The following is a 22896-nucleotide window of genomic DNA, read 5'->3' as shown; positions in this document are numbered from 1 at the left end:
GTGCTTTCAACTCACTGGTTCGCGCCGGTCACCTGCGCGAAGGCGGCCTGATTAATGGTGGTCCCGATGTCGGTTTCAAGCTTGTTGACGTAGGAGGCGACCTGCTCCTCGGTCTGGGCCCGGTCGAGGGTCTCCTTCAGCTTCTTGACCGCGTCGGAGGCAGCGTCGACCGCGGGATCGACGATATCGGTGACGCGGAAGACGATGACCTCGGTGCCGCCGGTCACCGGCGTCTGGCCGACGCCATCCTTGGCGGCGCGGAAGGCGGCCGCCACCACTGCTGCAGGCACGCTGGCGGGCGTATCGTCGCGCTTGAAGCCGGTCGCGGTCTCGACCTTGGCGCCGATGGCGGCGGCTTCGTCGGCCAGCTTGCCGCCCGCTTCGAGCTTCTTCACCATCTCGGTCGCCTTGGCCTTGAGCTTGGTCGCGATCTGGTCCTGGCGCCAGCGCGCCTCGACCTGGTCGCGGACCTCGTCGAGATTGCGGTCGCGCGAGGGCGTGATGGCGAGCACGTCGTACCAGACATAGCCGCCCTTGTACGAGATCGAGTCGTTGTCGACGCCGACATCGGTGCTGAAGGCCTGCGACACCACGTCGAGGCCCTGCGGGATGTTGGCGACCGGCTGGCCGTTCGGGGCGCGGCCGGAGCGGTCGACGGCGTCGATGGTCACGGCGGTGAGGCCGAGCTTCTGCGCCGCCTCGATCACGCTGGCGCCGCCGCCGCGCTCGTCTTCCATCTTGTCGCGGAGATCATTGACCTTGACGCGCGCGCGCTCGATCGCGATCTCGCGCTTGATGTCGCCGCCTGCGCTGGCGTAGTCGGCCTCCTTGCCAGGCTCGATCTTGTCGACCTTGACGATGGAGGTGCCGAGCGCGCCCTGGATCGGCTGGCTGATCTCGCCGACGGGAAGCGCGAAGGCGGCTTCGCCGACCGCCGTATCCAGCGAAGACTTGCTGACGAGGCCAAGGTCGATATCGGAGGCGCTCAGCCCGCGTTCCTTGCCAAGGTCCTCGAACGACATGCCGCCGACAAGGCGCTCCCGGGCGGCCTGCGCCTCCGCGGCGTTGGGGAAGACGATCTGCTGGATCTGGCGCTTCTCCGGCGTGCCGAGCCGGTCCTTGCGCTGCTCGAACACCTTCCTGGCGTCCTCGTCCGATACCTCGCTCCACTTGCCGAGCTCTTCCGGCGAGACCACCACGAAGGCGATCTTGCGATATTCGGGCGCGCGGAACTGGACCTTGTGATCCTCGAAATAGGCCGCGAGCGCCTCGGGCGAGGGCGCGTCGATCTGGCCTGCCTGGGCGGCATCGAGCCTGACGAATTCAATGGCGCGCTGCTCGTTCTGGTAGCGCGTCAGCACGTCGATCATGGCCTTCGGCGGCTCGAGGCCGGCCCCGATCGTGCCGGTGATCTGCCGGCGCAGCGACACCTTGCGCTGCTCGGACACGTAGCGCTGCTCGGTATAGCCGAAATTGCGGATCAGGGCCTGGAAGCGGCTCGCATCGAAATTGCCGCCGACACCCTTGAAGTTGGGGTCGTTCATGATGACCTGGCGGATCTGCTCATCGGACTGACCGAGCCCGAGCCGGCGCGCCTCCTCGTCGAGGGCAGCTTCCGCGATGGTCTGCTGCAGCACCTGGCGGTCGAGGCCGAAGGCGCGGGCCTGATCGGGCGTCAGCGGCCGGCCGACCTGGCGGCCGATCTGCTGCAGGCGGTCGGTGTAGATCTGGCGGAACTCGTTGAGCGAAATCTCGGTGCCGCCAACCTTGGCCACCGTGGACTGCCCGAAGCCCTTGAAGATGTCGGCAATGCCCCAAACGCCGAAACTGATGATCAACACGCCCATCACCACGGCCATAATGATCTTGCCGAGCCAGTTTGATGAGGCCTTGCGCATTCCTCGAAGCATTTGGTCCAACTTGTCTGAGCAGGAGGGGAACGGGAGCGCGTCTTAATGCAGATTCCGCAAAAGCGCGTCACCAAATTGATCCATCATCATAAAGTGGCGGCTTTCCCCCCGCAACCTCGGGTCCTGCGACCGCTTTCGGCTGCGGTGAAAAGCCCCAAAGCGTTTTCGAGCGAAGTGGACCCCGGTTCGCCTCTGGAAAACGCGTCAAAACAAGAATCTGGAACTGCGGCAGGTCCTCTGCTAGCGCATGCACAAACCTCATTTTGCTGGAAATTGACATGACCGACGCCATCCGCCCCCTGATCGCCGGCAATTGGAAAATGAACGGCCTGAAGGCCCAGGCTGCCGAGTTCGAGGCCATGCTCGACGGCGCGGCCGGGGTGACCGGCAAGGCCGATCTGCTGGTCTGCCCGCCCGCGACCCTGATTGCGGCCTTCGCCGAGAAGGCGCGCGGCAAGAAGGTCGCGGTGGGGGCCCAGGATTGCCATCCCAAGGCGTCCGGCGCGCATACCGGCGATATTGCCGCGGAAATGCTGGTGGATGCGGGGGCGAGCGCCATCATCGTCGGCCATTCCGAGCGCCGCGCCGATCACGGCGAGGGCGATGCGCTGATCCGCCAAAAGGCCGAGGCGGCCTGGCGCGCCGGAGCCACAGCGATCGTCTGCGTCGGCGAGACGCAGGGGCAGCGCGACGCCGGCCAGACCCTGGAGATTCTGCGCGGGCAGCTCGCGGGCTCGCTGCCCGATGGCTCGACCGCCGCGAATCTCGTCGTGGCCTATGAGCCGGTCTGGGCCATCGGCACCGGCCTGACCCCCACGGCCAAGGATGTCGAGCAGATTCATGGGTTTATCCGGGAACTCCTGACCACCAGGTTCAAGGCCGAAGGTGGCCGGATGCGCATCCTCTACGGCGGCTCGGTGAAGCCCTCGAATGCGGCCGAGCTGATGGCGGTGAGCAACGTCAACGGAGCCCTGGTCGGCGGCGCCAGTCTGAAGGCGGCCGATTTCCTTGCGATTGCCAAGGGCTGCCCCTAGCTAAGTCCAAAGCGCTGAACAGGACCCGATCGGGGGTGGCAATGCCCCCTCCGATCGTGTAACACCGCGCAACTTCAGGAAAACCCGCGAAGCGCGATCGGCCGACGTCAGGCGCCGCCCGCTTGTGACGGAAGGGCACTATGCAGACCGTTGTCATCGTCATCCATCTCATGATCGTCGCCGTGATGATCGGCGCCGTCCTGCTGCAGAAGTCGGAAGGCGGCGGCCTTGGCATGGGCGGCGGCGCGGGCTTCATGTCGAGCCGCGGCACCGCGAACCTGTTGACGCGAACCACCGCGATTCTGGCCGCCGGGTTCTTCCTCACCAGCATGTTCCTGTCCTGGCACGCCGGCTACAGCCGCGCGCCGTCGTCGATCATCGGCACGCCGGCGTCGCAGGGCCAGCCGGCCGGCGGATCGCCGATCGCGCCGCCGACCTCGGGCGGGATCCTGGATTCGCTGAAGAAGGCGGACGAGCAGCAGCAGGCGCCGGCTCCGACCGGCCCGCAGGTGCCGCGCTCGCAATAAAGCAGGGGGGCCATGCAGGGCGGCTGCTACCGTCCTGCATCAACAATCCCCATCAAGGCACTGTCACCACTCTTAGTTTTGGCTCACCCACAGGCCCGCAGAATCTTTGGGGCGGAATACGAATCGCTTTGGCGAATCGAATGTAGGGGATTAGAGGTTAAGTCCCATGGCGCGGTACATATTCATCACCGGCGGCGTGGTTTCTTCGCTCGGCAAGGGTCTGGCTTCAGCGGCACTCGGTGCGCTGTTGCAGGCACGGGGCTACAAGGTCCGCCTCCGCAAGCTCGACCCCTATCTCAATCTCGATCCCGGAACGATGTCGCCGTATCAGCACGGCGAAGTGTTCGTGACCGATGACGGGGCGGAGACCGATCTCGATCTCGGTCACTACGAGCGCTTCACCGGCCGGCCGGCGACCAAGGCCGATAACATCACGACCGGGCGCATCTACCAGGACATCATCTCCAAGGAGCGCCGCGGCGATTATCTCGGCGCGACCATCCAGGTGGTTCCGCACGTCACCAACGCGATCAAGGAATTCGTCCTCGACGGCAATGACGACTACGACTTCGTCCTGGTCGAGATCGGCGGCACCGTCGGCGACATCGAGGGCCTGCCGTTCTTCGAGGCGATCCGCCAGCTCAAGAACGAGCTGCCGCGCGATCACGCCGTCTATATCCATCTGACACTGCTGCCCTACATTCCGAGCGCCGGCGAATTGAAGACCAAGCCGACGCAGCACTCGGTGAAGGAGCTGCGCTCGATCGGCATCCAGCCGGACATCCTGCTCTGCCGCACCGACCGCGAGATCCCGAAGGAGGAGCGGCGCAAGCTCGGGCTGTTCTGCAACGTGCGCGAAAGCGCCGTGATCGAGGCGCGCGACGTCGACAACATCTATGCGGTGCCCGAGGCCTATCACAATGCGGGCCTCGACGACGAGGTGCTCGCCGCCTTCGGCATCGCCTCGCGGATTCCGCCGGAGCTGCGCAGCTGGCAAGAGATCAACGAGCGCGTGCGCAATCCCGAAGGCAACGTCACCATCGCCATCGTCGGCAAATACACCGGCATGAAGGATGCGTACAAGTCGCTGATCGAGGCGCTCTCGCATGGCGGCATCGCCAACAAGGTGAAGGTCAATCTCGACTGGATCGAGAGCGAGATCTTCGAGAAGGAAGATCCCGCGCCTTTCCTCGAGCACGTCAACGGCATCCTCGTGCCTGGTGGATTCGGCCAGCGCGGTGCGGAAGGCAAGATCAAGGCGGCGCAGTTCGCGCGCGAGCGCGACGTGCCGTATTTCGGCATCTGCTTCGGCATGCAAATGGCGGTGATCGAGGCGGCGCGAAACCTGGTCGGGATCGAGGACGCCAATTCCACCGAGTTCGGCCCCACCAAGGAGCCGCTGGTCGGCCTGATGACGGAATGGCTGCGCGGCAACGAACTCGAGAAGCGCTCGCAGGCCGGCGATCTCGGCGGCACGATGCGGCTTGGCGCATACCCAGCGGCGCTGAGCCGCGGCAGCCGCGTCTCGCAGGTCTATGGCGGCGCCACCGAGATCTCCGAGCGCCACCGCCATCGCTACGAGGTCAACACCGCCTACAAGGACCGCCTCGAGCAGCACGGCCTGAAATTCTCGGGCCTGTCGCCCGACGGCGTGCTGCCTGAAATCGTCGAGTACGAGGACCATCCCTGGTTCATCGGCGTTCAGTTCCACCCCGAGCTGAAGTCGCGCCCGTTCGAGCCGCATCCGCTGTTCGCCTCGTTCATTCAGGCGGCGATGGTGCAGAGCCGATTGGTGTAGCCGGCTCGCCCGCCTTTGACGCGCATGCAATTTGTTGCGACAACTCCGCCCCGCAAGAACAACAAAGGGAGTGAACTGCGATGATCTACGAAATGCGCGTCTATCGCTGCGTGCCCGGCCGGCTGCCGGCGCTCTTGAAGCGGTTCGAGACCGCCACGCTGAAGATCTGGGAGAAGCACGGCATCAAGCAGGCCGGATTCTTCACGACGCTGATCGGTGAATCCAACCAGGAGCTGACCTATTTCCTGGCCTGGGACTCGCTCGCCGAGCGCGAGAAGAAGTGGGGCGCGTTCATGACCGATCCGGACTGGATGAAAGCCCGCGCCGAAAGCGAAGCCGACGGCCAGATCGTCGGCAACATCGTCAGCCAGATCCTGACGCCGACCGCATTCTCGGCGGTGAAGTAGCGATCCTCGCGGCAGCGCAGGCAATCGCGTCTGGAGCGATTCACCTGCGGCCATCCTTCGAGACGCCCGCCGTTGGCGGGCCCTCAGGATGAGGACCGCGGGCGCGGCAGCAATTCAACGGGCGCCTTCGCCGCTTAGCCTCATCCTGAGGGGACCGCGAAGCGGTCGTCTCGAAGGACGAGGCGCGCGTTCAGCTGCCGCACCGGAACTCTGGCGCAACCCTGATATTCGAGCGGTCCGGGCCGAATAGGGTTGATCCGACCCTCATCGCGGCTATGGTCGCGCCGAAACGAGGGATTTGCCTTGAGCTCTTCGCATTCAGCGGCGCCGGTCGTCAGCATCGGAAAGGTCAAGTTCGGCAATGATCTGCCGATCTCGATCATTGCCGGACCCTGCCAGCTCGAAAGCCGTCAGCATGCGCTGGAGGTCGCCTCCGCGCTGAAGGAGATCGCTGCGCGGCTGAACATCGGCCTCGTCTACAAGACCTCGTTCGACAAGGCCAACCGCACCAGCGCCTCGGCTGCGCGCGGCCTCGGCCTTGCGCAGTCGCTGCCGATCTTCGCCGAGATCCGCACCTCGCTCGGCCTGCCGGTCCTGACCGACGTGCATGAGGCCACGCAATGCGCCGAGGTCGCGCAGGCCGTGGACATCCTGCAGATCCCCGCCTTCCTGTGCCGGCAGACCGATCTGCTGCTGGCTGCGGCTGCGACCGGCAAGGTCGTCAACGTCAAGAAGGGCCAGTTCCTGGCGCCGTGGGACATGGCCAACGTCGTCACCAAGATCACGAGTGCTGATAATCCCAACGTGCTCGTCACCGAGCGCGGGGTGTCGTTCGGCTACAACACGCTGGTCTCCGACATGCGCGCGCTGCCGATCCTCGCGCGCACCACCGGCGCGCCCGTGATCTTCGATGCCACCCATTCGGTGCAGCAGCCGGGCGGGAAGGGGACGTCCTCGGGCGGCGAGCGCGAATTCGTGCCGGTGCTCGCCCGTGCTGCGGTCGCGGTCGGCGTTGCCGGCGTCTTCATCGAGACTCATCCCGATCCTGATCGCGCGCCCTCCGACGGGCCCAACATGGTGCCGCTGCGCGAGTTCGAGGGGCTGATCGCCAGACTGATGGCGTTCGACGCGCTGGCAAAGAACCCGCGCTGATGCAGCAAGGCGGGGCGCGGGCGCAGGATCACGGCTTGCCGACAGCGCTCTACGTCATCTCGGGCGCAAGCTTCGCGGCGGCCTTGTCGGCGCGCGCGCTCGATCCGGTGCTGCCGCACGTCGCCGAGGATTTCAACGTCAGCATCGCCACCGCCGCGGGCTTTGCCGCGGTGTTCGCCTTCACCTTCTCGATCATCCAGCCGATCATCGGCGCTGCCGCCGACCTGTTCGGCAAGACGCGGCTGATGATCTTCTGCCTCGCGCTGCTCGGCCTCGCCAACATCCTGGGCGCATTCGCGACCTCGTTCTCGGTTCTGTTCGCGACCCGCATCCTCGCCGGCATCGGCTCGGGCGGCGTGTTTCCGGTGGCACTCAGCCTGACCAGCGATCTCGTCGGGCCCGAGAAGCGCCAGGTTGCGATCAGCCGCACGCTCGCCGGCGCCATGACCGGCAATCTGCTCGGCGCCTCGGCCTCCGGCCTGATCGGCGATTTCCTCGGCTGGCGCGGCGTGCTCGCGGTGCTCGGCGCGCTCGTGATCGTGGCGTCGATCGCGGTCGCCGCCGGCTTTCGCGGCGCCAGGGTCAAGCCCCCGCCGCAGACGAGCCTGTCGGCTCTGAAGGCCGGCTATCGCACCATCTTCACCAACCCGAATGCCTATGTCTGCTATTCGGCGGTGTTCATCGAAGGCTGCTGCGTGCTCGGTCTGTTTCCCTACATCGCCTCGTTCCTGTTCGAGCTCGGCCAGACCTCGCTCTCGATCGCCGGCATGGTCATCGCGGGCTTTGCGGTCGGCGGCCTGTTCTACACGCTGACGGTGTCGCGCCTGCTGCCGTGGCTGGGGATGAAGGGCATGATGATATCAGGCATGGCGCTGGTGGCCTCGCAGCTCGTCGCCGTCGCGTTCGGTCCGCGCTGGGAAGTGCAGGCGCTGAATCTCATCGTGATGGGATGGGGCTTCTACATCGCCCATGGCTGTCTGCAGGTCTTCGCCAGCGAGCTGTCGGTCGAGGCGCGCGCCACCGCGCTGTCGCTGCATTCGTTCTTCTTCTTCATGGGGCAGACCGTGGGCCCGCTCGCCTATGGCTTCGGGCTGCAGCACGCCGGCAAGGTCCCGACGCTGTTCGCGAGCGCAGGGATCATGGTGGTGCTGGGCGTTGTCTGCGCCCGGCTGCTCAAGCCGCGGGCGCCGTCGGATGCGAGGGTCTGACGAAAGTCGCGCGGGAACCTGCAACTAAATCGGACGGTCTGACCTTCAGCGTGCTACAGGCGGGAATGACAAAGTTTCTGATCGCCGCGCTGCTCGCCATGGCTCCGGTCGCCGCGCAGACGTCTCAAGCCCAGCCCAAGCCGCCGGTAACGGATCGCGAGCAGGTGCAGGCTGACCGCGCGAAAGCCGCTGCCGAGGAAAAGAACGCCCCGACCACGCGCCCCTGGGACAGAGATGCCAACGGCAAGCGTCCCTGGGAAAGGTCATCCGTCTCCAAATAGCGCCGCGCGCCGAAACCAGTTCGCACGCCGCTCACCTCGTTCTCAGCCCCGCCCGCGATAGGGCGCGACGCCTTGTTCGGGCACCCACAGGCCTTTGGGCACGCGGCCGGTCTGCCAGAACACGTCGATCGGAATGCCGCCGCGCGGATACCAATAGCCGCCGATGCGCAAGAATTTCGGCTTGATCTCGCTCGCGATGCGCTTGCCGATCATCACGGTGCAGTCCTCGTGAAATGCGCCGTGGTTGCGGAAGCTCGCGATGTAGAGCTTGAGCGATTTTGACTCCAGCAGCCAGGCACCCGGCGCGTAGTCGATCATCAGATGCGCGAAATCCGGCTGGCCCGTGACCGGGCAGAGCGAGGTGAATTCCGGCACGGTGAAGCGCACCAGGTAGTCGGTGCCCTTTTGCGGATTGGGCACGCGGTCGAGCTGCGCGTCTTCCGGTGTGTGTGGCCACTCGACCGCACGGCCGAGCTGGAGGGATTTCTTCGCCATCGCTTGCATCCTTTGAGGACGCCGGGATGGACGCAAATATCGCCGCCGTCAACCGGCGGCAATCGTCTGGATCATGACGATGCGGTCGTTGCCGGACTCGCAGCCCCACAGCTCGCCCGGCCGTCCGTCGAGCTGGCGCACATTGGCATTGGCCTTGTCGCTGGCGAAGACGTTGAATGTCTCCGTAGCGGGATCGAAGCGCACGATGGCGTTGGCGGAAAAGTCGGTCAGCCAGACCTTGTCCTTGTCGTCGACGAAGACGGCATAGGCGCGGGGGCGTTCGCCCGGCAGCTTCCACGTCTTCCACGACCCATCGGCGGGATCGTGCACCGAGACGTGGCCGCTATTCCATTCGCTGACCCAGATCCGGCTCCTCGAATCCGACCACACCCGCCGCGAGCCCTGGTGCGGCGTCGGCGGCTCGACGACGCTGGCGTTGCCGGTCGCAAGGTCGATCCTGGCGATATGGCTGCCGGCGAGCGAGGCGTACCAGACATCGCCCTTGGGGGTGACCGTGATGCCATAGGGACCGACGCCTTTAGGCGCCCTGAACACATTCATGTCGCCGGACTTCGGCGCGAGGCGGCCGTAATAGCCGGACTGACCGGTGAACCAATAGGTGCCTTCCTTGTCGAACACGCCGGTGTTGAGGTTGGCGGCAGCGAACTTCTCCGGCAGGCGGAACAGCGTGACCTTGAGGTCGGAGGGATCGACCCGCGCGATCGCGTTCTGCCCGCCCTCGGTGATCCAGGGCGCACCGTCGGGGCCCATGGTCACGCCATGCGGGGCGGCGCCTTCGCCGAGGCTGACCGTCTTGAAACGGCCATCCCGGGGATCGAGCCTGCCGAGCAGGCCCTTGCCCTGCGCCGTGAACCAGACCGAACCGTCGGGGGCGGGGGCCAGATCATGCAGGCCGATGCCGGCACTGATCGGGAAATATTTCGTCCGGAACGGGCCCTCCTGGGCGAGAGCCGGCCGGGTCGCGAGCAGCGCAGCGCTCGAGACGAGAAACTGGCGACGATTCATGGCGTTACCTCGGCTGGTTCAGATTGAGGTTGGACGCGCAGATCAATCGAATGCGAGCTTAGCCCCGGCCGCGTCAGGCGTCAGTCGAAGCCCGCCGTCCAAGCGTTCACATTTGCTTGCGGCCCGTGTAAGACCCGCGGCACCGATCAGCCCCAACGAACGGAAGTGCACATCATGACCGCCATTATCGACATCATCGGCCGCGAAATCCTCGACAGCCGGGGCAATCCCACCGTCGAGGTCGATGTCGTGCTGGAGGATGGAGCGCTGGGCCGCGCTGCCGTGCCCTCCGGCGCCTCGACGGGCGCCCATGAGGCGGTGGAACTGCGCGACGGCGACAAGGCCCGCTATCTCGGCAAGGGTGTCAGCAAGGCGGTCGGCGCCGTCAACGGCGAGCTCTTCGAGGCCCTCAGCGGCCTCGACGTCGAGCAGCAGGCCCAGATCGACCAGATCATGATCGACCTCGACGGCACGGCGAACAAGAGCCGGCTGGGGGCCAACGCCATTCTCGGCGTTTCGCTGGCCTGCGCCAAGGCCGCCGCAAACTCGCTCGACATGCCGCTCTACCGCTACGTCGGCGGCACCTCGGCGCGCCTGTTGCCGGTGCCGATGATGAACATCATCAATGGCGGCGTGCATGCCGACAACCCGATCGACTTCCAGGAATTCATGATCCTGCCGGTCGGCGCCTCGAGCTTTGCCGAGGGCTTGCGCTACGGCGCGGAAGTCTTCCACACGCTGAAGTCCGAATTGAAGAAGGCCGGCCACAACACCAATGTCGGCGACGAGGGTGGCTTTGCGCCGAACCTGCCGTCGGCCGACGCCGCGCTCGACTTCGTCATGAACGCGATCGGCAAGGCCGGCTTCAAGGCCGGAAGCGACATCGTGCTCGGCCTCGACTGCGCCTCGACCGAGTTCTTCAAGGACGGCAAATACGTCTATGAGGGCGAGGGCAAGACCCGCTCGATCTCCGAGCAGGCCAAGTACCTGGCCGACCTCGTCTCGCGCTATCCGATCGTCACCATCGAGGACGGCATGTCGGAAGACGACATGGACGGCTGGAAGGAGCTCACCGACCTCGTCGGCAAGAAGTGCCAGCTGGTCGGCGACGACCTGTTCGTCACCAACGTCAAGCGCCTCGCCGACGGCATCAAGGCCGGCCGCGCCAACTCGATCCTGATCAAGGTCAACCAGATCGGCACGCTGACCGAGACGCTCGCCGCCGTCGAGATGGCGCACAAGGCCGGCTACACCTCGGTGATGTCGCACCGCTCCGGCGAGACCGAGGATTCCACCATCGCCGACCTCGCGGTCGCCACCAATTGCGGTCAGATCAAGACCGGCTCCCTTGCGCGTTCCGACCGCACCGCCAAATACAATCAGCTCTTGCGCATCGAGCAGCAGCTCGGCAAGCAGGCGCTGTACGGCGGCAAGGCGGCACTGAAGGCGCTGGCATAAGCCGGCGTCACCGCACGAAGGAACGGGACAGGGGAGGATCGACATGAGCGACGGCAAGTCCGGACTGCAACTGCGTTCGCTGCTCAAGAAGAGCGGCGAGCTGGAATTGTCGCTCGTGGAGGTCCCGACGCCGGAGCCGGCCGACGACGAGGTCGTGGTCCGCGTCGAGGCGTCGCCGATCAACCCCTCCGATCTCGGCCTCCTCATCGGGCCCGCCGACATGTTGGCCGCCAAGGCCTCCGGCACCAAGGAGATGCCGGTCATCACCGCGACGATGCCGGAGGCGGCGATGGGGATGATGGGAGGCCGGCTCGACCAGTCGCTGCCGGTCGGCAACGAGGGCGCCGGCACGGTGATCCGGACCGGCGCGTCGGACGCGGCGAAAGCCCTGATGGGCAAGACGGTGTCGATGATCGGCGGCGCGATGTACACGCAGTACCGCGTGCTCAAGGTCCGCGACGTCATGGAGCTGCCGGCGGGCACCACGGCCGCCGACGGCGCGTCCTGGTTCGTCAATCCGCTGACCGCACTCGGCATGACCGAGACGATGCGGCGCGAGAACCACAAGGCGCTCGTGCACACCGCGGCTGCGTCCAATCTCGGCCAGATGCTCAACAAGATCTGCATCAAGGACGGCATCGGCCTCGTCAACATCGTCAGGAGCGAGGAGCAGGCCGATATCCTGCGCAAGATCGGCGCCAAGTACATCGTGGATTCCAGTGCGCCAAGCTTCACGGACGATCTCACCAATGCGCTGGTCGAGACCGGTGCCACCATCGCGTTCGATGCCATCGGCGGCGGCAAGCTGGCCAGCCAGATCCTGACCGCCATGGAAGTCGCGGCCAACAAGACCGCGAAGGAATACAGCCGCTACGGCTCCAACGTGTACAAGCAGGTCTATATCTACGGCAGCCTCGACAATCGGCCGACCGAATTGAGCCGGTCGTTCGGTCTGACCTGGGGCGTCGGCGGCTGGCTGCTGACGCCGTTCCTCCAGAAGATCGGTCCGGCCGAGATCGGCCGCCTGCGCCAGCGCGTCGCGTCCGAGCTCAAGACCACATTCGCCAGTCACTACACCAAGGTGGTCTCACTGGCCGAGGCGCTCGATCCCGCCAACATCGCCGTGTACGCCAAACGCGCCACCGGGGAAAAATTCCTCATCAACCCGAATAAATAATCGTGATCTAGGGCGGCAGGTCACCGAAGGAAAGGTCTTGCCTTCTGCGCGCAGCGCGAGATTAAATTCCGCCGCCATCGAAAGCGGAAACCGCAAAGCGCTCAGAAGGGGACCTTCCATGACCGATCTCAATCGCCGTCATCTGCTCGCAGGCGCCGCCGCCCTCGGTGCGGCGGCCGCGGCCGGACTTGGACCGACCGCCGCCAAGGCCGCAGCGCCGCTGGCCGGGACGCAGGCGCCGGGCTTTTATCGCTACAAGGTCGGCAGCTTCGAGTGCACCTCGATCAACGACGGCGCGCGCACCTTTCCGATGCCGGACAAGTTCGTCGCCAACATTCCGAAGGACGAAGCGCTGGCCGCGGGGGAGGCGGCCTACATGCCGAAAGGCATGGTCACGATCCCGTTCAACCCGCAGCTCATCAATACCGGTTCCAAGCTGGTGCTGATCGATACCGGCAACGGCATCGCGAATCTCGAGGCGAGCAAGGGCGCGGTCGGCCGCACCTTGCAGAACCTTCAGGTGGCCGGCGTCGACCCTAAGAACGTCGATGTCGTGCTGCTGTCGCATTTTCATGGCGATCACATCAACGGGGTTCGGCTCGCCGACGGCGCCTTGGCCTTCCCGAATGCGGAGATCATGGTACCCGGCAAGGAGTGGGAGTTCTGGACCAGCGAGGACAACGCCGCCAAGGCCGAGTCCAATCAGGGGCTGAAAGCCGCCTTCGCCAACGTGAAGAAGATTTTCGCCGGCCTCGAGTCCAAGGTGACGAAATACGAGTGGGGCAAGGAGGTCGCGCCGGGCATCACCTCGATTGCGACTCCGGGCCATACGCCCGGCCATACCTCGTTCGCGGTTGCTTCCGGCGATGCGAAGGTGCTGATCCAGTCCGACGTCACCAACATCCCGGAATTCTTCCTGCGCAATCCCGACTGGCACGTGATGTTCGACATGGACGCAGCGACGGCGCAGCAGACGCGTCACAAGTTCTACGATATGGCGGCAGCGGAGAAGGCGACGGTGGTCGGCTTCCACTTCACCTTCCCCTCGGTCGGTCATGTCGTGAAGGACGGCGCCAAATATCGCCTGATCCCGTCGGCGTGGAATCCGACGATCTGAGCGGGGTCAGCATCTGAGAGCCAGGACCGGGCCGCCGCTTGGCGGCCCGATTGTTTGGACCACCATCTGCTTCTGCGAAACGCAGCGTTTCCAATTGGGGTCGATTCATGCACTTGCATCCATCGGTCTGGATCGCTTAAGTGCTGTCGGCACCCTCCCTCAAGGTTCAAGGACATCTCATGGCCTACAACATCGTCACGATCGCCGGCAGCCTGCGCAAGGAAAGCTTTACGTTGAAGATCGCCAACGCGCTTGCCAAGCTCGCGCCCGACTCGCTGAAGCTCGAGGTCATCACGCCGGCCGGCATCTCGTTCTTCAATCAGGATCTCGAGGGTGCGCCGCCCGCGGACTGGCTGGCCTTCCGCGACAAGCTTCAGAAGTCGAACGGCGTCCTGTTCGTCACCCCCGAATACAATCGCTCGATCCCGGGCGTCCTCAAGAATGCCATCGACGTCGCCTCGCGCCCCTATGGCAAGAGCTCGCTGCTCGGCAAGCCGATCGGCATCATCTCGAACTCGCCGGGACCGCTCGGCGGCGTCAGCGCGGCGAAGCATCTGCAGAACATCCTGCCGGGCATCTCCGGTCCGCTGCTGCAGCAGCCGGAAATCTACCTCAACGGCGTCGGCGATGCCTTCGGCGCGGACGGCAGCCTGACCAAGGACTCCCTGAAGACGGTGCTGCAGCAATACATCGACGCCTTCGCCGCGCACGTGGCGAAACATCAGGGCTGAGGCCAAATATCCCCCGCGGCCACACCGCAGGTCCTCATCCTGAGGAGACCGCGAAGCGGTCGTCTCGAAGGATGGCCGCGGGGACAGTCGGGCCTGCATGGTTCGAGACGGCGCTTCACGCCTCCTCACCATGAGGGTTTGGTGGGCGGGGAGCCGCTTGCAATTAGCACTCCCTTAACCAACCTGTCCCATCTTCCCAGGATGGTCTCCCGCGCGCGCCTGAAATCGATCCTGACCGGACTTGCCCTCTACGCGATGGCGGCCGCCATCGTCGGCTATTTCGGCGTCAACGCCTATACCGGCAAATACGGCCTCAACGCCCGCCAGGAGCTCGACCAGGAGATCATCGCGCTGACCAGCGAACTGGCCCAGCTCAAGCGTGAGCGCGTCAGGAGCGAGCAGCGGGTCTCGCTATTGCGGTCCGAGCGGATCGATCCCGACATGCTGGACGAGCGGGCGCGCTTCCAGCTCGACTACGTCAATCCGCGCGATCTCGTTCGGATGATCCCGGCGAGGTAGCGTTTTTCGCGAATTGCGAAACCGGCGCGAAAGCCGTTGCCGAGATCCGGCTTCTTGGCGCCATGCTCCTTCGAAGGTCGTAAGTCTGGAACGGCTGGCCGCCTTGACGACGGCACCGCGGCAGGCTCATGGCTTGTGCAGCGCTCTTTCGAAGTTGACGCAGATCAAACGGGTGGCGCCGGCACGTTCTAGTCTGTCATTCGGAGGAGACTGTGATGAATGGGTCCATGCCCCGGCATCACGCGGCCCGTGTCGAGGCCGCCATCGCGTCAGGCCAGGCGGCACGATCCGCGCTCGTGGCCTCGTGGCGCCGTTCGTCCAGATTGCATCATCTCGATCCCGGCGGCCGTACCTCGCCGATGCGGCTGACCGAAGCCGAGCTGCTCCGGGCGCGTGAGCGCGTCGCGCCCCTGCTGGCGGCCGCGCAAGGCGCGATGGACAGGCTCTATCAGGCCGTCGGCGCCAGCGGTTGCTGCGTGCTGCTCGCCGACGGCGAGGGCGTGCCGGTCGACCGTCGCGGCACGCCGGCGGACGACGCGACGTTTCAGTCCTGGGGCCTGTGGACCGGTGCGCTCTGGAGCGAGGAGCATGAAGGCACCAACGGCATTGGCACCTGCCTCGTCGAGCAGCGTGCGCTGACGATCGACCGCGACCAGCATTTCTTCGCCCGCAACACGCTGCTGAGCTGCACCGCCGTTCCGATCTACGACCATGAGGCCGCGCTTGCCGGCGTGCTCGACGTCTCCTCCTGCCGCGCCGACCGGACCGATGCGTTCTCCAGCCTGATCGCGCTTGCGGCGGGCGAGGCGGCCAAGCGGATCGAAGCGGATCTGTTCCGCAAGGCGTTCGCCCATGCCCGCATCGTGCTGACGCAAGCCGCGGACGGCCAAGGCGGCGGCCTCGTCGCGGTCGATGCGGACGATCTCGTGATCGGTGCGACCCGCTCCGCCCGGGCGGCGCTCGGAATCGCCCCCGGCCGGGCCTTGCGACCGATGCCCGCAGCCGATCTGCTCGGCGGCGACACCGCGCACGATCATCTTGCCGGCGGTCAGCGCGCGGTGGTGCAACGGGCATTGCTCCGCGCCGGCGGCAATGTCTCGGCGGCCGCCAAGGCCCTCGGCATCAGCCGCGCCACGCTGCATCGAAAGCTGAAGCGGTTCGGCGTGAGCCACTGAGCCTGATGAGATTAGGTTCATTTGCCGCACGGAAGGTGCGCTCCCTCCCCCGCTTGCGGGTGTTCAGACCGGGGAGATGGTGGACGGGTGTTCGGAGACATCGTGGACACTTTCGACAGCTCAGTAAGGAGGCTGTCGGATGCCGTTCCGCGAGGTGTCTCGGATGGACGCGAGATTGGAGTTTGTCATGTTGGCCTCGGAAGAAGGAGCCAACGTTCGGCAATTGTGCCGTCGCTTCGGCGTCAGCCCGACGACCGGCCACAAGTGGCTGGAGCGTTGGCGAACGGCCGGGATGACGTGGCTTCAGGAGCAGTCGCGCCGGCCCCGGACGTCGCCGGCGCGCAGTGTCGCGGCGATCGAGGAGGCCGTGCTTGCGCTCCGAGCCGAGCACCCGGCCTGGGGCGGGCGGAAGATCGCCAGGCGATTGAAGGATCTGGGATGGGAAGCAGTCCCGGCGCCCTCGACGGTCACGGCGATCCTGAAGCGGCATGGGGTGGAACTGGGCGCGTTCGGCGGCGGTCAGTCGGCCTTCGTTCGCTTCGAACGGGAGCGGCCGAACGAGTTGTGGCAGATGGACTTCAAGGGCCACGTGGCGATGCACACCGGCCGGCTTCATCCGCTGACCGTGCTCGACGATCACTCGCGCTTTTCGGTGGTGCTCGCGGCTTGCGCCAACGAGCAGACCGAGACGGTCAGCAGCATCTCGTTGCCGCCTTCCGCCGCTACGGCTTGCCCGAGAGGCTGATCACCGACAACGGTTCGCCCTGGGGCGATGGGCCGGGCAGCCCGTTCACCCCGCTCGGGGTCTGGCTGATCGAGCATGGCATCAAGGTCAGCCATTCGCGGCCCTATCATCCGCAGACCATGGGCAAGGACGAACGCTTCCACCGCAGCCTCAAGGCCGAGGTCCTGTCCGCTCCTGCCTTCGCCGACATCGCCGCCGCCCAGCGCGCTTTCGAGCGATGGCGCACCGTCTACAACACGCAGCGGCCGCACGAAGCACTCGAGCTTGCCGTGCCGGCCAGCCGTTATCAGCCGAGCCCGCGCGACTATGTCGAGACCGTCGCGCCCTTCGAATACGCACCAAACGACATTGTGCGCCGGGTCCAGCAAGACGGTCACGTCAGCTTCCTCGGACGCAACCTCAAAGTCCCAAAGGCCTTCCGCGGCAAGGCCGTCGCGTTCCGGCCGACCACACAGGATGGCGTCTTCGACGTCGTGTTCAGAACCCAGACGATTGCAACCGTCGATATCCGGCCTCTCGACGGGAGCCCAGAAAGTGTCCACGATGTCTCCGAACACCCGTCCACCATCTCCCCGGTCTGAACAGCGGGGGAGGGCGGGGAGAGGGTTTCTCCACAACGGGACACTCCCCTAGAGGGGGAGAGGGTTTCTCCACAACGGGACACTCCCCTAGAGGAGAGAACCCTCACCCGGCGCGTTGCGCCGACCTCTCCCGCAAGCGGGAGAGGTGCACCGAGCCGCGGCGGCTTGATTCAACCCAATCTCATCCTGCTTTAGGCCGGTTTTTCTCTGACGGTGAGGTTGGGTGTCGTGCCCCGGACGCAGCGCAGCGCGTCGCCCTTGCGACGTGGTGCGCTGCTGAGCCGGGGCCCATGTCTCCGCATACCTCCCGTGCCGCCTCTGGGTCCCGGCTCTGCGCAGCAACGCTAACGCGTTGCAGCTTGTCCGGGACACGATGGTGACGCCGCGTCCATGACCTGTCGCAGAACTGCGACAGGTCCGCTCCGCCATCGCTTCCCACCGGGCTGACAGCAAACCCCTCCCGCGACATCGTCGGCGCAAGTCGTGAACACGCGACGAATTGCGCAAACAGCAATCAACGGGAGTGATCAATGAACAAGGTGGAATTCCTCAGCGTCACCAAAGTTCCCTTCGCCGAACGCTATGACAACTTCATCGGCGGCAAGTTCGTCGCGCCGATCTCCGGCAAATATTTCGACAACGCCTCGCCGGTGACCGGTCAGGTCGTCTGCAAGATCGCGCGCTCCGATGCGCAGGACGTCGAGGCGGCGCTCGATGCGGCGCATGCCGCCAAGGCGGCCTGGGGCCGCACCAGCGTCGCCGAGCGCGCCGCGGTCCTGAACCGGATCGCCGATCGCATGGAAGAGAATCTGGAGCGTCTCGCCATCGCCGAGACCTGGGACAACGGCAAGCCGATCCGCGAGACTCGCGCAGCGGACCTGCCGCTCGCCATCGATCATTTCCGCTATTTTGCCGGCGTGGTGCGCGCCCAGGAAGGCTCGATCGGCGAGATCGACCACGACACCATCGCCTATCATTTCCACGAGCCGCTCGGCGTGGTCGGCCAGATCATCCCCTGGAACTTCCCGCTGCTGATGGCCTGCTGGAAGCTCGCGCCCGCGCTGGCCGCCGGCAATTGCGTGGTGCTGAAGCCGGCCGAGCAGACCCCGGCCTCGATCATGGTCTGGGCCGAGATCATCGCCGACATCCTGCCGCCGGGCGTCCTCAACATCGTCAACGGCTTTGGCCTCGAGGCCGGCAAGCCGCTGGCCTCCAGCCCGCGCATCGCCAAGATCGCCTTCACCGGCGAGACCACGACGGGCCGGCTGATCATGCAGTACGCGAGCCAGAACCTCATTCCCGTCACGCTGGAGCTCGGTGGCAAGTCGCCCAACATCTTCTTCAAGGACGTCACCGCCGAGGACGACGATTTCTTCGACAAGGCGATCGAGGGCTTCGTCATGTTCGCGCTGAACCAGGGCGAGGTCTGCACCTGTCCGAGCCGCGCGCTGGTCCATGCCGACATCTATGACCGCTTCATGGAGCGGGCCTTGAAGCGCGTCGCCGCGATCACGCAGGGCGATCCGCGCGATCCCACCACCATGATCGGCGCGCAGGCCTCCGGCGAGCAACTGGCGAAGATCCTGTCCTATATCGACATCGGCAAGCAGGAGGGCGCCAAGGTGCTCGCGGGCGGCGGACGGGCCGAGCTCGGAGGCGATCTCGCCGGCGGCTTCTACGTCAAGCCGACCGTGTTCGAGGGCCACAACAAGATGCGGATCTTCCAGGAAGAGATCTTCGGCCCCGTGGTCTCGGTCACGACCTTCAAGACCGACGACGAGGCGCTCGAGATCGCCAACGACACGCTCTACGGCCTCGGGGCCGGCGTCTGGAGCCGCGACGCCAACCGCTGCTACCGCTTCGGCCGGGCGATCCAGGCCGGCCGGGTCTGGACCAATTGCTACCACGCCTATCCCGCCCACGCGGCGTTCGGCGGCTACAAGCAGTCGGGCGTCGGTCGCGAGACTCACAAGATGATGCTCGATCATTATCAGCAGACCAAGAACCTCCTGGTCAGCTACAGCCCGAAGAAGCTCGGCTTCTTCTGATCGGGAATGCGGAGAGGGCGGCGCCATGTCCGGCGCCGTCACTTCGACGACTGGGATCGGCATGGTGCATAGTTCTTGAGCTGGTCATATCGCCGCATCGTGACGCGTAGATTTGTTGCCCGATCGGCGCCAAAGATTTTCCAATATTTCGACCACGTTGCAGTGCGGCATAATGAAAGTCGTGGCATGCTGCCGCGGTGCTTTCCAAGGGCGTTTGACTTGGGTTAGAGAGGGCACAAGTTTTCTCTGACCCGGAATTCCTATGGCCGCACCCAAGAAAGCCGCCGCAAGCCCTCCACAGGACAAGACCGACGGCGGTTCGCCTCCGGAATTCACGAGGGAACAGGAGCTCAAGGCGCTCCGCGACATGCTCCTGATCCGCAGGTTCGAGGAAAAGGCCGGCCAGCTCTACGGCATGGGTGCAATCGGCGGCTTCTGCCACCTCTATATCGGCCAGGAGGCCGTGGTGGTCGGCATGCAGATGGCCCTGAAGGAGGGCGATCAGGTCATCACCGGCTATCGCGATCACGGCCACATGCTTGCTACCGGCATGGACGCCAATGGCGTCATGGCCGAGCTCACGGGACGCCGCGGCGGCTATTCCAAGGGCAAGGGCGGCTCCATGCACATGTTCAGCAAGGAGAAGCATTTTTACGGCGGCCACGGCATCGTCGGCGCCCAGGTCTCGCTCGGCACGGGCCTCGCCTTCGCCAATCATTATCGCGGCAACGACAATGTCAGCGTCACCTATTTCGGCGACGGCGCGGCCAACCAAGGCCAGGTCTACGAGAGCTTCAACATGGCGGAGCTCTGGAAGCTGCCGGTGATCTACGTCATCGAGAACAACCGCTACGCCATGGGCACCTCGGTCTCGCGCGCCTCGGCGCAGCAGGATTTCTCCAAGCGCGGCGCGTCCTTCAACATCCCCGGCAAGCAGATCGACGGCATGGACGTTCGCGCCGTCAAGGCCGCGGGCGAGGAGGCGGCGGCCTGGTGCCGCGCCGGCAAGGGGCCCTTCATCCTGGAGATGCAGACCTATCGCTACCGCGGGCACTCGATGTCCGATCCTGCAAAATATCGCACACGCGAGGAGGTCGAGAAGGTCCGCCACGACCAGGACCCGATCGAGCAGGTGCGCAACCGCCTGTTGGCTGCCAAGGTCAGCGAGGCCGACCTCAAGGCGATCGACGCCGAGGTGCGCGACATCGTCAACGCCTCCGCCGATTTCGCCCAGCATGATCCCGAGCCGGATGCCGCCGAGCTCTGGACCGACGTCTACCGCTGAACGCGCGCAAGCTTTCCTTGGAGAAGATATGCCAATTCAAGTGCTGATGCCCGCGTTGTCGCCCACGATGGAGAAGGGCAACCTCGCCAAATGGCTGAAGAAAGAGGGCGAAGCGATCAAGTCGGGTGACGTGATCGCGGAGATCGAGACCGACAAGGCGACCATGGAGGTCGAGGCGACCGACGAGGGCACGCTCGGCAAGATCCTGATCCCCGAGGGCACCGCCGACGTCGCGGTGAACACGCCGATCGCGACCATTCTCGCCGACGGCGAGAGCGCGGCCGATCTCGCCAAGGCGTCCGCGCCGGCGAAGCAGGAGAAAGCTGCCGAGTCGGCGCCCCCGGCCGCCGCCAAGGCCGAGGCGCCGCAACCGAAGGCCGCGCCGGCTGCCCCGCAGGCCGTTGCCGAGCCGGATCCGGAAGTGCCCGCCGGGACCGAGATGGTGACGCAGACCATCCGCGAAGCTTTGCGCGACGCCATGGCCGAAGAGATGCGTCGCGACGCCGACGTGTTCGTGATGGGCGAGGAGGTCGCCGAATATCAGGGCGCCTACAAGGTCACGCAAGGGCTGCTCCAGGAATTCGGCGCCAAGCGCGTGATCGATACGCCGATCACCGAGCACGGCTTTGCCGGCGTCGGCGTCGGAGCCGCGATGGCCGGCCTCAAGCCGATCGTCGAGTTCATGACCTTCAACTTCGCCATGCAGGCGATCGACCAGATCATCAACTCCGCCGCCAAGACGCTCTACATGTCCGGCGGCCAGATGGGCTGCTCGATCGTGTTCCGAGGCCCCAACGGTGCGGCCGCCCGCGTCGCCGCCCAGCACAGCCAGGATTACTCGGCCTGGTACTCGCACGTTCCCGGGCTCAAGGTCGTCGCGCCGTATTCGGCCGCCGATGCCAAGGGCCTGCTCAAGGCCGCGATCCGCGATCCCAATCCGGTGATCTTCCTCGAGAACGAGGTGCTCTACGGCCACACCGGCGAAGTCCCCAAGCTGGATGATTTCATCATCCCGATCGGCAAGGCGCGCATCGTGCGCGCGGGCAGCCATGTCACGATCATCTCCTGGTCGAACGGCATGACCTATGCGCTGAAGGCCGCCGACGAGCTCGCCAAGGACGGCATCGAGGCCGAGGTGATCGACCTGCGGACGCTGCGCCCGATGGACACCGAGACCATCGTCAACTCGGTGAAGAAGACCGGGCGTGCGGTAACGGTGGAGGAGGGCTGGGCCCAGAGCGGCGTCGGCGCCGAGATCGCCGCGCGCATCATGGAGAACGCCTTCGATTATCTGGACGCGCCGGTGACGCGCGTTTCCGGCAAGGACGTGCCGATGCCGTATGCGGCGAACCTGGAGAAGCTCGCGCTGCCGTCGGCGGCCGAGGTCGTCGAGGCCGCCAAAGCCGTCTGCTACAGGTAGACCATGGCGGGCCCCAAGGAGCAGCCACTGCCGCCCGACGTCATGGCCCGCGACGATGCGGTCGAGATCCTGCGCGTGTTCGTGCTGGACGGCGGGCTGTCGATGGCGTTCCAGCGCGCCTTCGAGGAGCCCGACATGTGGGGCCTCCTGCTCGTCGATCTCGCCCGCCATGCCGCGCGCGCCTATGCGCGCGAAAGCGAATATACCGAAGAGGATGCGCTGAACCGGATCCTCGAGATGTTCCAGGCCGAGATCGAGCGTCCCACCGACACCGGCACGACGACGCCGCGCGGCAAGGGACACTGACCATGGCGATCGAGCCCTATCATTTCGATTTCATGCTGGAGGCGATCCGCGAGGCGGAGGCTTCGATCGCGCAAGGCGGCCTGCCGATCGGCGCGGTGCTGACGCGCGACAACAAGATCATCGCCCGCGGCCACAACAACCGCGTGCAGGAGAACAATCCGATCCTGCACGGCGAGATGAGCTGCCTGCGCGAGGCCGGCGCGATCTCGTTCCACGACACCGTCATGTACACCACGCTGTCGCCGTGCTCGATGTGCGCGGGTGCGCTCGGGCTTTTCAAGGTCAAGCTGGTGGTGATCGGAGAATCCGTCACCTTCGAAGGCTCCAAGGACATCCTCGACAAGTTCGGTATCCCCTGGATCGACCTTGCCGATGACCGCTCCATCACCATGATGAAGAATTGGCGTTCCATCCCTGCCAATGAGCGCCTGTGGCAGGGCGACATCGGCAACTAAACCTGGTCGTCTTCGCTGTCGAAAGACGACGTTTTGCAAAG

General features: G+C 65.4%; 21 protein-coding genes and 1 pseudogene. 19 read left to right on the top strand and 3 right to left on the bottom strand.

Translation table 11 applies throughout. The features are described 5' to 3' along the window. Window positions 1-11 precede the first annotated feature (11 nt). Entirely contained in the window at window positions 12-1910 is a 1899-nt protein-coding gene (locus DCM80_RS29635; RefSeq protein ID WP_257194923.1) for a peptidylprolyl isomerase, read from the bottom strand. A 278-nt stretch (window positions 1911-2188) separates the two neighbouring features. Here DCM80_RS29635 and tpiA point away from each other — a divergent pair, with 278 nt between their 5' ends. The 7 genes from tpiA (at window position 2189) to DCM80_RS29600 (ending at window position 8317) form a co-directional block, all read left to right on the top strand. Continuing rightward, a complete protein-coding gene (tpiA, locus tag DCM80_RS29630; protein ID WP_257194922.1) occupies window positions 2189-2944 on the top strand; it encodes a triose-phosphate isomerase in 756 nt (251 codons plus the stop codon). Between the two features lie 140 nt (window positions 2945-3084). Next, window positions 3085-3471 (top strand): preprotein translocase subunit SecG, encoded by a 387-nt coding sequence (secG, locus tag DCM80_RS29625; RefSeq protein ID WP_028136194.1) that lies wholly within the window; start codon window positions 3085-3087, stop codon window positions 3469-3471. Window positions 3472-3637: 166 nt separating this feature from the next. After that, window positions 3638-5269: a CTP synthase gene (locus DCM80_RS29620; RefSeq protein WP_028136195.1), complete on the top strand. Its 1632-nt coding sequence runs from the start codon at window positions 3638-3640 to the stop codon at window positions 5267-5269. A gap of 80 nt (window positions 5270-5349) precedes the next feature. Further along, the gene (locus DCM80_RS29615) at window positions 5350-5676 is read left to right on the top strand and encodes an NIPSNAP family protein (protein WP_028136196.1); all 327 of its coding nucleotides are present in this window, start codon (window positions 5350-5352) and stop codon (window positions 5674-5676) included. A gap of 303 nt (window positions 5677-5979) precedes the next feature. After that, window positions 5980-6828: a 3-deoxy-8-phosphooctulonate synthase gene (gene kdsA / locus DCM80_RS29610; RefSeq protein WP_257194921.1), complete on the top strand. Its 849-nt coding sequence runs from the start codon at window positions 5980-5982 to the stop codon at window positions 6826-6828. Then, on the top strand, window positions 6828-8036 hold the full coding sequence (locus DCM80_RS29605; RefSeq protein WP_257194920.1) for an MFS transporter: 1209 nt from the start codon (window positions 6828-6830) through the stop codon (window positions 8034-8036). The genes kdsA and DCM80_RS29605 overlap by 1 nt, the downstream gene beginning before the upstream one ends. Window positions 8037-8101: 65 nt before the next feature. Continuing rightward, complete coding sequence (locus tag DCM80_RS29600; protein WP_028136199.1) at window positions 8102-8317, top strand: hypothetical protein; 216 nt, start codon at window positions 8102-8104, stop codon at window positions 8315-8317. A 42-nt stretch (window positions 8318-8359) separates the two neighbouring features. Here the strand turns inward: DCM80_RS29600 and queF are convergent, their stop codons facing one another. Further along, on the bottom strand, window positions 8360-8821 hold the full coding sequence (queF, locus tag DCM80_RS29595) for a preQ(1) synthase (RefSeq protein ID WP_257194919.1): 462 nt from the start codon (window positions 8819-8821) through the stop codon (window positions 8360-8362). 39 nt (window positions 8822-8860) lie between these two features. After that, entirely contained in the window at window positions 8861-9838 is a 978-nt protein-coding gene (locus DCM80_RS29590; RefSeq protein ID WP_257194918.1) for a lyase, read from the bottom strand. Window positions 9839-10012: 174 nt separating this feature from the next. On the opposite strand from DCM80_RS29590, the gene eno reads away from it, so the two are divergent. The 12 genes and pseudogenes from eno (at window position 10013) to DCM80_RS29530 (ending at window position 22855) form a co-directional block, all read left to right on the top strand. Continuing rightward, on the top strand, window positions 10013-11296 hold the full coding sequence (gene eno, locus DCM80_RS29585) for a phosphopyruvate hydratase (RefSeq protein ID WP_135164479.1): 1284 nt from the start codon (window positions 10013-10015) through the stop codon (window positions 11294-11296). Window positions 11297-11339: 43 nt separating this feature from the next. Then, complete coding sequence (locus tag DCM80_RS29580; protein WP_257194917.1) at window positions 11340-12473, top strand: zinc-binding dehydrogenase; 1134 nt, start codon at window positions 11340-11342, stop codon at window positions 12471-12473. A 118-nt stretch (window positions 12474-12591) separates the two neighbouring features. Next, the gene (locus DCM80_RS29575) at window positions 12592-13590 is read left to right on the top strand and encodes an MBL fold metallo-hydrolase (protein WP_257194916.1); all 999 of its coding nucleotides are present in this window, start codon (window positions 12592-12594) and stop codon (window positions 13588-13590) included. A 179-nt stretch (window positions 13591-13769) separates the two neighbouring features. Continuing rightward, window positions 13770-14321 carry an NADPH-dependent FMN reductase gene (locus DCM80_RS29570; RefSeq protein WP_257194915.1) on the top strand — a complete coding sequence of 184 codons (552 nt, stop codon included), beginning with the start codon at window positions 13770-13772 and terminating at the stop codon, window positions 14319-14321. 201 nt (window positions 14322-14522) lie between these two features. Further along, the gene (locus DCM80_RS29565; protein ID WP_257194914.1) at window positions 14523-14840 is read left to right on the top strand and encodes a septum formation initiator family protein; all 318 of its coding nucleotides are present in this window, start codon (window positions 14523-14525) and stop codon (window positions 14838-14840) included. A gap of 215 nt (window positions 14841-15055) precedes the next feature. Further along, on the top strand, window positions 15056-16015 hold the full coding sequence (locus DCM80_RS29560) for a GAF domain-containing protein (protein WP_257194913.1): 960 nt from the start codon (window positions 15056-15058) through the stop codon (window positions 16013-16015). A 139-nt stretch (window positions 16016-16154) separates the two neighbouring features. Continuing rightward, window positions 16155-17341: pseudogene (locus tag DCM80_RS29555) on the top strand (IS481 family transposase). A gap of 530 nt (window positions 17342-17871) precedes the next feature. Continuing rightward, window positions 17872-19389 carry an aldehyde dehydrogenase gene (gene adh / locus DCM80_RS29550; protein WP_257194912.1) on the top strand — a complete coding sequence of 506 codons (1518 nt, stop codon included), beginning with the start codon at window positions 17872-17874 and terminating at the stop codon, window positions 19387-19389. 262 nt (window positions 19390-19651) lie between these two features. Beyond that, window positions 19652-20674 carry a pyruvate dehydrogenase (acetyl-transferring) E1 component subunit alpha gene (gene pdhA, locus DCM80_RS29545; RefSeq protein ID WP_028136210.1) on the top strand — a complete coding sequence of 341 codons (1023 nt, stop codon included), beginning with the start codon at window positions 19652-19654 and terminating at the stop codon, window positions 20672-20674. A gap of 28 nt (window positions 20675-20702) precedes the next feature. After that, window positions 20703-22094: a pyruvate dehydrogenase complex E1 component subunit beta gene (locus tag DCM80_RS29540; RefSeq protein WP_257194911.1), complete on the top strand. Its 1392-nt coding sequence runs from the start codon at window positions 20703-20705 to the stop codon at window positions 22092-22094. A 3-nt stretch (window positions 22095-22097) separates the two neighbouring features. Beyond that, the gene (locus DCM80_RS29535) at window positions 22098-22400 is read left to right on the top strand and encodes a DUF5076 domain-containing protein (protein WP_028136212.1); all 303 of its coding nucleotides are present in this window, start codon (window positions 22098-22100) and stop codon (window positions 22398-22400) included. 2 nt (window positions 22401-22402) lie between these two features. Continuing rightward, the gene (locus tag DCM80_RS29530; RefSeq protein ID WP_257194910.1) at window positions 22403-22855 is read left to right on the top strand and encodes a nucleoside deaminase; all 453 of its coding nucleotides are present in this window, start codon (window positions 22403-22405) and stop codon (window positions 22853-22855) included. Window positions 22856-22896: the final 41 nt, after the last annotated feature.

It is taken from the genome of Bradyrhizobium sp. WBOS08 (assembly GCF_024585125.1).
In the GTDB taxonomy this organism is placed as follows: Bacteria; Pseudomonadota; Alphaproteobacteria; order Rhizobiales; family Xanthobacteraceae; genus Bradyrhizobium; species Bradyrhizobium japonicum_B.
The sequence above is the reverse complement of the archived record's forward strand: the minus strand, read 5'-3'. Positions and strand labels throughout refer to the sequence as shown.